General features: G+C 72.2%; 7 protein-coding genes. All 7 read left to right on the top strand.

Annotated features, from left to right (window positions below; genetic code table 11):
• Positions 1-144 precede the first annotated feature (144 nt).
• The 7 genes from ABXJ52_RS14505 to ABXJ52_RS14475 all read left to right on the top strand — a co-directional run bounded on the left by ABXJ52_RS14505 (position 145) and on the right by ABXJ52_RS14475 (position 12,384).
• A complete protein-coding gene (locus ABXJ52_RS14505) occupies positions 145-1,890 on the top strand; it encodes a hypothetical protein (protein ID WP_367042476.1) in 1,746 nt (581 codons plus the stop codon).
• On the top strand, positions 1,887-3,050 hold the full coding sequence (locus ABXJ52_RS14500; RefSeq protein WP_367042474.1) for an acyltransferase: 1,164 nt from the start codon (positions 1,887-1,889) through the stop codon (positions 3,048-3,050). The genes ABXJ52_RS14505 and ABXJ52_RS14500 overlap by 4 nt, the downstream gene beginning before the upstream one ends.
• A gap of 59 nt (positions 3,051-3,109) precedes the next feature.
• Complete coding sequence (locus ABXJ52_RS14495) at positions 3,110-3,850, top strand: methyltransferase domain-containing protein (RefSeq protein ID WP_367042472.1); 741 nt, start codon at positions 3,110-3,112, stop codon at positions 3,848-3,850.
• Positions 3,851-3,905: 55 nt separating this feature from the next.
• Positions 3,906-4,718: a TylF/MycF/NovP-related O-methyltransferase gene (locus ABXJ52_RS14490; protein WP_367042470.1), complete on the top strand. Its 813-nt coding sequence runs from the start codon at positions 3,906-3,908 to the stop codon at positions 4,716-4,718.
• Between the two features lie 186 nt (positions 4,719-4,904).
• Positions 4,905-8,399, top strand: a complete 3,495-nt coding sequence (locus ABXJ52_RS14485; protein WP_367042468.1) for a CDP-glycerol glycerophosphotransferase family protein — start codon at positions 4,905-4,907, stop codon at positions 8,397-8,399.
• A complete protein-coding gene (locus ABXJ52_RS14480) occupies positions 8,396-11,206 on the top strand; it encodes a CDP-glycerol glycerophosphotransferase family protein (protein ID WP_367042466.1) in 2,811 nt (936 codons plus the stop codon). The genes ABXJ52_RS14485 and ABXJ52_RS14480 overlap by 4 nt, the downstream gene beginning before the upstream one ends.
• On the top strand, positions 11,203-12,384 hold the full coding sequence (locus ABXJ52_RS14475) for a glycosyltransferase (protein ID WP_367042464.1): 1,182 nt from the start codon (positions 11,203-11,205) through the stop codon (positions 12,382-12,384). Before ABXJ52_RS14480 ends, ABXJ52_RS14475 begins: the two co-directional genes overlap by 4 nt.
• Positions 12,385-12,386 lie beyond the last annotated feature (2 nt).

Genomic DNA, 12,386 nt, shown 5'->3' with positions numbered 1-12,386 from the left:
AATGTGGTGCATTGTGCCACTTTGCCTGTTTTTCGTTCCGGGGCGGCCCGTTGTCCGCCCCGGCGCGGGGTGTGGCCGCCCCTGGGTCACCCGCGTGGCGGAAGGGAGCGTGACTGTGGGCGATTTGTGTAAGTTGGCCCCCTAATGACCAGTCCCCTCGCGCAGTTCCAGCGCCGCAAGAAACCAAAGGAACTATCCGCACGCCCGGCCGAATTCCCCTCTTCGGCCCGCCCGTCGACCCTCCGGTCGAGGTGCCGCCGCTGGGCCGACCCCGCGGCCGTGGCGCTCGCGACGCTCCTGATCGCCTGGCGCGCGAGCGCGCTCGGTCAGTGGATCGTCGACGACGCGGCCATCACGTTCGCCTACGCCCGCAGCATCGACGAGGGCCTCGGCCCCGTGCAGCAGCCGGGCGCCGACCCCGTCGAGGGGTACTCCAACCCCTCCTGGCTCGCCCTGCTCCTCGTCGGCCGCAGGCTCGGCCTCTTCGACCACGGCGCACTGCTCGGCGTCAGCGACCTGGTGCTCTACCCCAAGGCACTCGCGTTGCTCTGCACGGCGGGCGTGCTCGCCTGCGTGGCCGCGGCGGCGCGGGCCGTACTGCCGGGCCGGGCCTGGGCGGTGACGCTGTTCGCCGGAGTTGTCCTCGCCGCGAACCTGTCGTATGTGGCGTGGTCCTTCTCGGGCCTGGAGAACCCGCTGTACGCGCTGACCGCCGCCGCGACCGGAGCGCTCCTCGTCCGCGGCGTCGTGCGCGGCACCCTGCTGCGGCCCGCCGTCGCCGCGGCCGCGGGGGCCATCGCGCTGCTCGCCGCACTGACCCGGCCGGACGGCGCGGTGCTCGCCGCGGCCTACCCCGTGACCGTGCTGCTGTTCCTGCGCCGGGACGGCATCGCGCGCGCCGTGCGGGCGGCGGCCCTGAGCTGCGCGGCCTTCGCGCTGCCGTACGCGGCGTTCCTGCTGTGGCGCCGCGCGACCTTCGGGCTCTGGGTGCCGAACACCGCGGTCGCCAAGGCCCAGAAGCCCCCGCGGCTCGGTCAACTCGCCAGCTCCGGCGAGTTGTTGACGTACGGCGGCTGGGCGCTCGCCCTGATCGGCGCGGCCTGCGCCGGCATCGCGCTCGCCCGCCCCGGAGCGCCCCGCAGAGCCCTGGCCGCGCTGCTCGTCCCGCTGGCCCTGACCCTCCTCGCGTACGGCGTGCTCGGCAGGGACTGGATGGCGCTGTACCGCTTCGCGACTCCGGTGTGGGTGCTCGCGGCGACGGCGTGCGCCCTGGCCGCGGGCGCGGTGTGGCGTGCGGAAAGTCCCCGCGCGCGCGCCTTGCTCGGCTGCGCGCTCGCGGGCGCCCTGCTGCTCTCGGTCACCGGACAGGCCGCGCCGAACCGCAGGTTCGTCCACCGCCCGACCCTGTCCATGTGCTTCGTGGCCGAGCGCTACGGCGACACCTTCAACATGTACGCCGCGAGCCTCGGCCTGCGCGACGCCACCGTCGCCCTGCCCGACCTCGGCGGCACCCTGCTGACCTCGCGGCTGCGCGTCCTGGACCTCGCGGGCCTGACCGACCGCCGCGTGGCCGACGCGTACGCGGCCCGCGACACGGCCGCCCTGCGCCACCACGTCCTGCACGAGGTGCGCCCCGAACTGCTCCACGTCCACGCGGCGTGGACCGCGAAGACGGGCCTGACCGAGCCCCTCCTCGCGACCGCGGGATACGTCCCGCTCTACCGCGAGGGCAACGGCGGCGACTACGTCCGAAGCGACGCGGTGCGCGACCCGGCCCTGATCACCGCCCTGCGCGAGCGTGTGCGCCCGTCCCTGGACGCCATGGTCGCCGAGATGCGCCCGGCGGGCTGCGCCCCGGCCCTGCGCGCGGGAGAGGAGACCACCGCATGACGACGGCACTTCCGAGGCAGACCCGCCCCCTCCCGGAATCCGGGACCTCCGTCGAGACCGCGTCCCGGGTCGACTCCCTCACCGGGATGCGCTTCCTCGCCGCCTTCGCGGTGTTCGTGCACCACTTCACCGGACTCAGCGCTTACGGGGGCGTCGCCCACGCGCCGCTGCTCTTCCCGTACTCCAGGCTGGGCGCGACCGGCGTCGACTTCTTCTTCGTGCTCTCCGGGTTCCTGCTCACCTGGGGGCACCGCCCCGGCACCCGCGCCCGCCACTTCTACTGGCGCAGGTTCGGCCGCATCTGGCCCGCCCACCTGGTCGCGACCGTGCCCTGCATCTGGGTGTTCTACCTCTGGGGCGGGGTGCCGACGGACATCCTCAGCTTCGTCGCCTCGCTGTTCCTCGTGCAGACGTGGCTGCCCGGGGTCACCCCGGTGTTCCCGGGCAACGGCGTCGCGTGGACCCTCAGTGTCGAGGTCTTCTTCTATCTCCTCTTCCCCTTCGTGATCCGTCACGTCCTGCGCCTGCGCACCCGCACCCTGGTGCCGCTGGCCGTCGGCGGGCTCGTGGCGATGTGGGCGCTCAACTGGTGGACCGCCACCCACCTTTCCCCCTTCGCCAGCGAATGGATCATGCGGCACCCGGTGGTCCGTCTTCCGGAGTTCGGCGTGGGCATGGCCTGCGCCCTGGCCCTGCGCCGGGGCCACCGGCTGCGGCTCAACCCGTCCGTGCTGTTCGCCTGCTTCGTCGCGTACGCCGTCGTCCACAGCAACCGTGCCTCGCTCTTCGGGCCGTACGCGGCCGGGCAGCTCACCTGGGCCCTCAGGTCGGTCGCGGCGCTCTTCGCCGTCCTGTTCATCGCGGCCTACGTCCAGCGCGAGCTGACCGGACACCGCGGCTGGCTCTGCTCGCGCCCGATGGTGCTGCTCGGGCTCTGGTCGTACGCCTTCTATCTGCTGCACCAGACCCTGAACCGGCTGATCATCGACACCTGGGGCCGGCCGCAGCCGGAGAACTCCGCGGTGTTCACGCTCCTCGGCGTCGGGGTCACCGTGGTCGCGCTGTCCTGGGCGATGTTCACGTACGTCGAGGAACCGGCGAGGAAGTGGTGTGCCCGGCGCACTCCCCGCAAGTGGAGCAGCTGTGTCGATACACGTTAAGTGCGGTGTATGCGGAGAAAATCCACATCCAGGCTCTGTGTACCAGCGTTGGAGGACACGTGCACCAGTCGGCGTACGAACAGATGGAACTCTGTGTGGAGCAGTACATGCCCACGGGGAAGCGTCACCGGGTGGTCGACCTGGGCGCCCGGGTCTCCGACGGGCAGACCCGCACGCACAAGGCGCTGCTCGAAGGACGCGAGACGGAGTACGTGGGCGTCGACGTGCTCGACGGCCGCAATGTCGACGCGGTGATGACGAAGCCGTACCGCATCCCCGTGAAGTCCCGCAGCGCCGACTTCGTCATCTCCGGGCAGGCCTTCGAGCACATCCCCTTCTTCTGGGCGACGATGCTGGAGATCGCGCGCGTCCTGAAGCCGGAGGGCATCGCCTTCATCACGGCGCCCTCGCGCGGCCATGTGCACGACGCGCAGGACTGCTGGCGCTACTACCCCGACGGGTTCCGCGCCCTGGCCGCCTACACCCGGCTCGAACTCCGCGAGGCCTACACGGACTTCCCGCCCATGAAGGGCATCCGCCACGCCTACGGCGACATCGACGCCAAGCACGCCTACTGGGGCGACTCCGTCGGCGTGTTCCAGCGCCCCAGGAACTACCCGAGTCTCACCATGGCCTTCGTGCGCGGCACCACCAACTGGTGGGCGAACAAGGTCGGCGGGGTCGACGGCGTCCCGCTGCCCAAGCCCGCCGAGGGGCGCACCGAGTGCGGCAGGCCCAAGGTGGTGGCCCCGCGCGAAGGGGCCGAGGAATCCGTTTCGGCCGTAAGTGACGCCAGATGAACACGTGTTGACGGAATGTGGCAATAAGGATGACTTGCGCGTACTGTCCGCTTCCATGGCATGGCGACGCGCTGTGAATGGCGCACTGAAGCAACTGACCGGATACCAGCTGACTCGCGCCCCGGTGCCGGCCCAGCGTGCGGAGGCGGCCCCGGCGCCGAAGCCCGCCCCGGCGCCGAAGCCGAAGGGCCTGAACCTCCCCGCCGACTACGACGAAGAGGCGAAGGAGATCATCCGTGCGGTGAAGCCGTACACGATGACCTCTCCCGAACGGCTGAACGCCTTCATCCTGGCGACCCGGCACGTCGTCCGGCACAACATCCCCGGTTCCGTCGTCGAGTGCGGCGTGTGGCGCGGCGGTTCGATGCAGGCCTGCGCCAAGGCGCTGCTCGCCGCCGGCGAGAGCGAGCGCGACCTCTACCTCTTCGACACCTACGAGGGCATGACCCCGCCCACCGAGGAGGACCTGCGCCTGGACGGCAAGTCCGCCGAGGAACTGCTCGCACGGCAGGGCAAGGACCGCCCGATCTGGGCGGTCGCCTCTCTCGACGACGTCAGGTCAGGATTCGAGAAGGTGCCCTACCCCAAGGAGCGCGTGCACTACGTGCAGGGAAGGGTCGAGGAGACCATCCCGCGCGAGGCACCCGAGCAGATCTCCGTCCTGCGCCTGGACACCGACTGGTACGCCTCGACCCAGCACGAACTCGAGCACCTGTACGGGCGGCTGGTCAGCGGCGGCGTCCTGCTCATCGACGACTACGGCTACTGGCAGGGATCGCGTCAGGCGGTCGACGAGTTCATGGACAAGACCGGCGAGCGGTTGCTGCTCCTGCGCATGGACGAGGGCCGCATCGCCGTGAAGCCCTGACCGGCGGCGGCACGTGAGAGGGCCCGGTGCCCGGCGGCTTTCGGCCACCGGTGCCGGGCCCGTTCGCGCGCTCACTCGTATGGCTCTGTGCGGGTGACCCGGAAGGGCGGTCGTTGTTAACCGAGTGGCCCTCAGCAGGACGCGCAGCCGTGCCCGTCAGTACTCCGGAAGGAATGTGCGCAGCGCATGACACCCCGACTCGCCGTCGTCGTCCCCGTCTACAACGTCGAGGAGTTTCTCGCCCCTTGCCTTCGGTCACTGGCCGAGCAGACCATGCCGGACCTCGAAGTCGTCATGGTCAACGACGGTTCCACCGACGGGAGCCCGGCCATCGCCCGCGAGTTCGCCGCGCAGGACGGCAGATTCCGTCTCGTCGAGCAGGAGAACGCGGGGCTCGGGGCGGCACGGAACACGGGGGTGCGCGAGGCGCGGGGCACGTATCTGACGTTCGTCGACAGCGACGACGTCGTTCCGCGGGGCGCCTACGAGCTGATGCTGGCCGCACTGGAGGACTCGGGGTCCGACTTCGTCACCGGCAACGTCCACCGGCTGCGCTCCGGCGGCAGGAGCGAGCAGTCGCCGATGTTCCGCAAGATGATGGAGAGCGACCGCAGCGCGACGCACGTCACCCGCGACTGGGTCCTGCTCGGCGACCGCATCGCCTGCAACAAGGTCTACCGCAGGGACTTCTGGGACCGGCACGCCTTCACCTTCCCCGAGGGCGTGCTCTTCGAGGACACCCCCGTCACAATCCCCGCGCACTTCCTCGCCGGCTCCGTCGACGTACTGAAGGAGCCCGTCTACCTCTGGCGCGACCGTGACGGCTCCATCACCAGCCGCCGCGCCAAGCCCCGCGCCGTCCGCGACCGCACCGCCGCCGTCCTCGCGGCCAGCGGCTTCCTCGCCGCGCAGGCCGCCGAGGCGGCAGGAACACCGCGGGCGGACGTGTTCACGGACGCCAAGCGGCGTTACGACACGACCGTGCTCTCCGGCGACCTGTGGCTGTTCATGGAAGCCCTGCCGCACGGTGACTCCGCGTACCACGACGTCTTCATGGAGCAGGCCAACGCCTTCGCCGACACCGTCGACCCCGCGGTCCTCGCTGCCCCGCCGCTCGCCCTGCGCGTCCGCTGGCAGCTCATCCGCCGGCGCCGCGTCACCGACCTGATCGCCTTCATGGCGTACGAGAAGTCCCACCCCGAGGCCTTCCGGGTGCGCGGTCTGCGCCGGCGCAGGGCCGAGTTCCCCGGGATCGGCGCACTGCCGCGCGAGACCGTCGCCCTGCAGCGGTCCGACCTGCCGCTCAACGCGCGGCTCACCCATGTCGCCTGGGACGAGCAGGGCAGGCTGCGGCTCAAGGGCTACGCCTACATCCCCAACCTGCCCGCGGGACGTGTCGGAGCGCGCGCCAGGGTGGCCTGGCTGCGGGCCGGGCGGCGGCGCGTGCTGCCGCTGAAGCTGCGCACGGTGCGGGCACGCGAGGCGACGTACCGCTCCAAGCAGGGACTGCACAGCTACGACCGGTCGGGGTTCGAGACGGTCATCGACCCCCGCAGGACCGTCACCAAGCGGCGCAGCACCACCTGGAAACTGGAGATGGGCGTGGTCAGCGGGTGGCTGCCGCGCACCGGCCCGGTCCGGACGCTCAGCCCGCCGCGGCTGCCCGTGCGGTATCTGGAGGAGTTCCTCCGCGTGGCCGTCACCCTCAGCAAGGGCCGGCTGAGGCTGCGCACGGAGCGGGTGGCGGGGCGGCTGGTCGCGCACGAGGGCTGCGGCGGCACCGTCCGGCTGCACGGGAGGCTCGCGCCGGGGGAGTCGCGGGCCGTCGACGCCCTGCGGGTGGAGAACTGGGCCACCAAGGAGGCGCACTACGTCCCCGCTCTGGTGAACGGCCGCGACTTCAGCGCCGACGTGCCGCTCGGCCTCTTCCACGCCGCCGAGGACGAGCGCACCGGTGAGCCGCGCGAGGCCGACCCGTGGGGTGTCGCGCTGGTCCGCGAGGGCGGCGACCGCACACCGCTCGCCGCCTGCCCCGACGTGCCGGCCGGGCGCTACGGGCTCCTTCCGGGACGTGAACTCCTCGTCCTCGCCAACGCGTCGGGGAACCTGGAGCTGCGCGATCAGACCGTGCGGCCGCTCGTCGACTCCGTGACTTGGGAGGACGAGCTGGTCGTCGAGGGCAGCCATCCCGACGCGGCGGCCCGCTCCGGGGAACTGGTCCTCGTGCACGGCGGCCACGGCGACGAGGCCGTGGTGCCGGTGCGCATCGAGGGCGGGAGATTCGCCGCGGCGCTGCGTCCCGAGGCCGTGCCGGGGCCCGGAGGTGCCCTGCCGCTCGCCGAAGGGCGCTGGAACCTCTTCCTGCGCGAGCCGGGCGCGAGCGACCCCGAGCAGTACACCCCCGTGTGCGTGGCGCCGGGCAAGGGCCGTGAACTGCCGCTCGTACGCACCAGGTCAGGCCGCGAGATCAGTCTGAAACGCCACGCGCACGACGGCCTCCATCTGCGCTCGGGCTCGGCGCTGCCCGTGGCCGACCGTGGCGGCCCGCGCCGGCGCGAACTGCGCGAACAGTACGCCGCCCTGCGCGGCGCGCCGCTGAAGGACGCCGTCCTTTACTGCAGCTTCGACGGACGGCAGTACTCCGACTCGCCCCGCGCCGTGCACGAGGAACTCGTCGCCAGAGGCGCCGAGATGGAACACCTGTGGGTGGTCCGCGACCAGCAGGTCGCGCTGCCCGAGAGCGCCACGCCCCTCGCCCTGTGGTCCGCCGAGTGGCACGAGGCCCTCGCCCGCAGCCGCTACATCGTGACCAACACCCAGCTGCCCGAGTGGTTCGAGCGCGCCGAGGGCCAGTACGTCGTGCAGACCTGGCACGGCACCCCCCTCAAGCGCATCGGCCGCGACCTCGCGGGCCACGCGTCCGGAGACCGCGCCTTCATGGCGACCCTGCCCGGCCGCGCCGACCAGTGGAGCCTGCTCGTCTCCCCGAACCGCTTCTCGACGCCCGTCCTGCGCGGCGCCTTCGGCTACACCGGCGAGGTCCTGGAACGCGGCTATCCGCGCAACGACCTGCTGCACGCCCCCGACCGCGCCAAGGTCGCGGCGTCCGTACGCGAACGGCTCGGCATCCCCGAAGGCAGACGCGTCGTCCTCTACGCGCCCACCTGGCGCGAGAACCAGCCCAAGCAGGCAGGACGCTACGCCCTCGACCTCCAGCTCGACCTCGACGCCGCCGAGCGCGCCATCGGCGACGACCAGGTGCTCCTCGTGCGCAGGCACTACCTCGTCGGCGGCACCGTCCCCGGCTCCGACTTCGTGCGCGACGTCACGCGCCACCCCGATGTCAGCGAACTGCTCCTGATCAGCGACGTCCTGGTGACGGACTACTCGTCCCTCATGTTCGACTTCGCGCAGACCGGCCGCCCGATGCTCTTCCACACCTACGACCTCGACCACTACCGCGACACCCTGCGCGGCTTCTACTTCGACTTCGAGGCGCAGGCGCCGGGACCGCTGCTCGCCACGAGCGACGAGGTGATCGCCGCGCTGCGCGACCCGCTGGCCGCCACCGCCCCCTACGCCGACGCGTACGACAGGTTCCGCGAGGCCTTCTGCGACCTGGACGACGGGCACGCGGCCGCGGGTGTCGTGGACGCCATGCTCGAAGGGGGCCGCGCATGAGCACGCCGGATCTGCACGACGTCAGCTGTGTCGTGGTCGCGGGAACGGACGCGGACGCGCTCGATCTCTCGGTGCGGTCCGTGCTCGACCAGACGATGAACAACGTCGAGGCGGTCCTCGTCGACCCCGGGGCCGACGGGCCCGCCCGCGACGCGGCGCAGGCGCTCGCCGCCGACCAGCCGCACCGGGTACGCCTGGTCCGCGCCGGTAGCGTGCTGCCCCTCGCCGCCGCGCGGAACCTCGGGCTCGACGCGGCGCGCGGACGGTACGTCATCGTGCTCGGCGAGGGCGAACTCCTGGAGCGGAACGCCTGCCGGAACCTCTTCGAAGCCGCGCGCTCCACCGGAGCCGATCTGGTGGCGGGGCGCTGGACGCGGCTGACGAGCAGCGGCAAGAAGGAGCGCGGCCCGGCCTGGCAGGCCGAACTGCACGCGCGGACACGGAAGATCGAGCACCTCTCCGACGCCCCCGAACTCGTCACCAGGGACTCCCTGACCGCCGGGTTCTGCGTCCGCCGCGACGTACTCGACCGCATGCGTCTGCGGTACGCGCAGGACCTCGACCACAGCGAGGTCCTCTTCGGCGTCGAGGCCGCCCTGGGGGTCCGCGGCATCACCCTCGTGCCGAACCTGATCACCACCCACCGTGCGGCGTCCGACCCCGCCCGCGAGACGCCCGCGCTCGCCGCCGCCAACGACCGCGTCGCCGGGCTCCTGGTGAGCCTCGGCCGTCTCGACCTGGGCGACCGGCGTGAGCGTGCCTTCCTCGTCGACCACGTGGTGCCCTGCGCCCGTACGTTCCCGCGGCTCACCGCGGAGGAACGGCGCCGGGCCGCCGCCGGTCTCGCCCCGCACCTCCAGGGCCGCGTGGACCTGCGGGCCCTGGACGCCCTCGATCCCGTGGAGCGGGTGTGCGTGCGGCTGCTCGCGGACGGCGACACGGACGGCGTGCTCGCCGCCGCGTACGCGCTCGCGCGGCCGGGCACCGTCGTCTCGGAGCTGACCGAGCGGGAGGGGAAGGTCTACTGGCGCGCGGACGGGCTGGACGACCCGCGCGTACGAGAAGTGCTCGACGTCAGTGAACTCGGCCACCAACATCGCGAGTTGGCCGACACGCCGCTCCTGAACCGCCTCACGCGGTACGACGTCGTAGGAGGCGAGGCAGTCCTCGAAGGGCGCGTCGTGCTGCCCGGCGGCCTGGTGCCCGACCGGCCACCGCTCACCGCCAGCCTCGAGGTGCGGGCGCCGGGCGCGGGGCGGCGCGGCTTCCGCGTACCCGTGGAGGAGGTGCACTACGACGGCGGCGCGGTCGTCTGGCGCGCCAGGACGGGCCTCACCGCCCGGCTGCGGGACCTCGGCATCCGTGACCGCGCCTGGGAGCCGCGGCTCCAACTCGCTGCGGGCGGCCGGGAGCTGACCACCGAACTCGTCGCCGAGCCGGAGACCGTGGGGGAGGGCCAAGGGGCCGCCGTCACCGGCGGGAACCAGCTGGAGCTGCGCCCCGCGCCCCGCCACCGCGCAGCCCGCACGCTGCGGTCGGCCCTGCACTACGTCACGCACTTCCGCCCCGCGCGCAAACTCAAGGTCCGGCTGCGCGCCCTGCGCAGGAGGTGGGGCAGGCTCAGCGGCAAGGCGGTCAAGACGCGCGTCTACCGGCGTGTGCTCCTGAGGCTCCCCGTCAGCAAGGGATCGGTCGTCTTCGAGAGCCACATGGGCAGGCACTACGGCGACAGCCCGCGCGCGGTCCACCAGAAGATCGTCGACCGGCGGTTGCGGCTGCGCTGCACCTGGTCGTACGCCGCTTCGGCCGATGGGTTCCCCGACTCCGCGCGCCTCGTGCCCCGTTGGTCCTGGCGCTATCTGTGGGCCCTTGCCCGCGCCGAGTTCTGGATCGACAACCAAGGCTTCCCGCACGCACTCGACAAGCCGCGGCACACCACGTATCTCCAGACCTGGCACGGCTCCGCGTACAAGCGGATGGGGTTCGACGAGGCGCGCCTGAAGATGCAGAACGCCCCGCAGCGCGAGCGGCTCACGGAGGCAGTCGACCGCTTCGACCACTTCCTGGTGCGCTCCGAGCACGACGTCAAGACCCTGGCCCGCGCCTACGGCATCCCCGACGAGCGGCTGCTGCGCTGCGGCTACCCGCGCAACGACCGGCTGGTCGCCGCGCGCGCCCGCGACGAGGCCTCAGGCCGCTTCCCGCGGCCGTCGTTGGCCGCCGAACTCGGTATCCCCGACCACAAGACGGTGGTCCTTTACGCGCCGACGTTCCGTGGCTTGCCCGCGGGTGACCACAAGCCGGTACAACTGCCGCTCGACGTACGCAAGTTCGCCGACCGCTTCGGCGACACCCACGTCCTCCTGGTGCGCGCCCACTACATGGAGGCGGCCGGCGTTCCGGTCTGCCCGCCCGGCACCGTCATCGACGTATCCGCCCGCCACGACGTGAGCGAGCTGCTCTGCCTCGCCGACGTCCTGGTGACCGACTACTCGTCGATCATGTTCGACTTCGCGCTCCTGGACCGGCCGTTGGTGCACTTCGCGCCTGACCTCGACGCGTACGCGGCCGAGCGTGGCTGCTACTTCGCGCTGCGCGACGAGGCGGGCGGGCCGGTCGTCGAGACGGAGGAGGAGCTGCTGCGCGTACTCGCCACGCTGAAGCAGTCCGATGTGGCGTGGGCCGAGCCACGGCGGGCGTTCGCCGCGCGGTTCGGCGCGTACGACCGGGGGCGGGCCGCGGCCCGCGTGGTGGACACGCTCTTCGGGGAGCGGTTCGGGAACACCGAGAAGAGGGACGGGGCATGACCACGACGATCGCGACCACGAGGATCGCGGCCGCCAGGAAGAGCCGCGATGTCTTCCTCGTGGCGAACACCGTCGACGAACTCGGCGGTGTCACCGCCTGGGCCCACCAGATGGCGCGGCTCTTCCAGGGCAACGGCCACCGTGTGCACGTCATCGGCGTCCACGAGGCCGAGCTGAAACTGGCCCTCCCCGACGACCGCGGCTACCCCGTGACCAGCCTCTACCGCGAGCATCCGCCGACCCCGCGCCCGGTCAGCGGCATCGGCCGGCTCAACGTGGTGGCGTGGCGGCGCGAGGCCGCGCGGGCCGCCGCCAAGCGCCGCACCGTCGACCGGCTCTCGCAGCTCTTTCGTGCCGCACGCCCCGGCGCGGTCGCCATCGTCACGCAGGTCTGGCCGATGGAGTGGATCAGGGAGGCGGACACCGCGGGCCTGCGCGTCATCGGCATGAGCCATGAGTCGTACGCCTACACCCGCGCCTGCCACCGCTACCGCGCGATCAGGCGCAGCTACCCCGCCGTGGACCGCTGGCTGGCGCTCACCCAGGAGGACGCCGACGACTGGATCGCCGACGGCATGCACAACGTCGGCGCGATGCCCAACGCCCTGGCCCACCTCCCCGACGTGCCCTCGCGCCGCGAGGGCAAGGTGGTCTGCAGCATCGGCAGGCTCGCCGACCAGAAGGGCGTCGACATGCTCGTCGACACCTGGGCGCTGGTCGCCCCGCAGCGCCCCGACTGGACGCTGCGGATCTACGGCGCCGGAGCGGACGAGGCCGACCTCAGGCGGCAGTGCACGCGCCTTGGCCTCGACGGTTCGGTCCAGTGGCGTGGCCGCACCAGCGATGTGCCCGGCGTGCTCGCTGAGAGCTCCCTCTTCGTGCAGTCGTCCCGCGGCGAGGGCTTCCCGCTGGCCCTGATGGAGGCGATGGCCAGCGCGGTGCCCTGCGCCGCCTTCGACTGCGCGCCCGGCGTCCGCGAGATCGTGCGCCACGGCGAGGACGGCCTGCTCGCCCCCGCCGGCGACATCGAGGCCCTCGCCGACCGCGTCCTGCGCCTCACCGGCAACCCACGGCTGCGGGACGCGATGGGGGAACGGGCCCGCAGGAACGTCCAGCGGTTCTCCGAGGCACGGGTCCTTGAACGCTGGGAGGAACTCTTCGAACTCCTGGAGCGGTGAAC

The sequence above is a fragment of the Streptomyces sp. Je 1-332 genome, assembly GCF_040730185.1.
Classification (GTDB): domain Bacteria; phylum Actinomycetota; class Actinomycetes; order Streptomycetales; family Streptomycetaceae; genus Streptomyces.
This window is presented reverse-complemented; position numbering and strand designations above follow the sequence as displayed.

Bases quoted from the DNA above. Each gene is read 5' to 3' on its own strand.
- ABXJ52_RS14505 (WP_367042476.1), top strand. From the start codon at position 145: ATGACCAGTCCCCTCGCGCAGTTCCAGCGCCGCAAGAAACCAAAGGAA.
- ABXJ52_RS14500 (WP_367042474.1), top strand. From the start codon at position 1,887: ATGACGACGGCACTTCCGAGGCAGACCCGCCCCCTCCCGGAATCCGGG.
- ABXJ52_RS14490 (WP_367042470.1), top strand. From the start codon at position 3,906: ATGGCATGGCGACGCGCTGTGAATGGCGCACTGAAGCAACTGACCGGA.
- ABXJ52_RS14485 (WP_367042468.1), top strand. From the start codon at position 4,905: ATGACACCCCGACTCGCCGTCGTCGTCCCCGTCTACAACGTCGAGGAG.
- ABXJ52_RS14480 (WP_367042466.1), top strand. From the start codon at position 8,396: ATGAGCACGCCGGATCTGCACGACGTCAGCTGTGTCGTGGTCGCGGGA.
- ABXJ52_RS14475 (WP_367042464.1), top strand. From the start codon at position 11,203: ATGACCACGACGATCGCGACCACGAGGATCGCGGCCGCCAGGAAGAGC.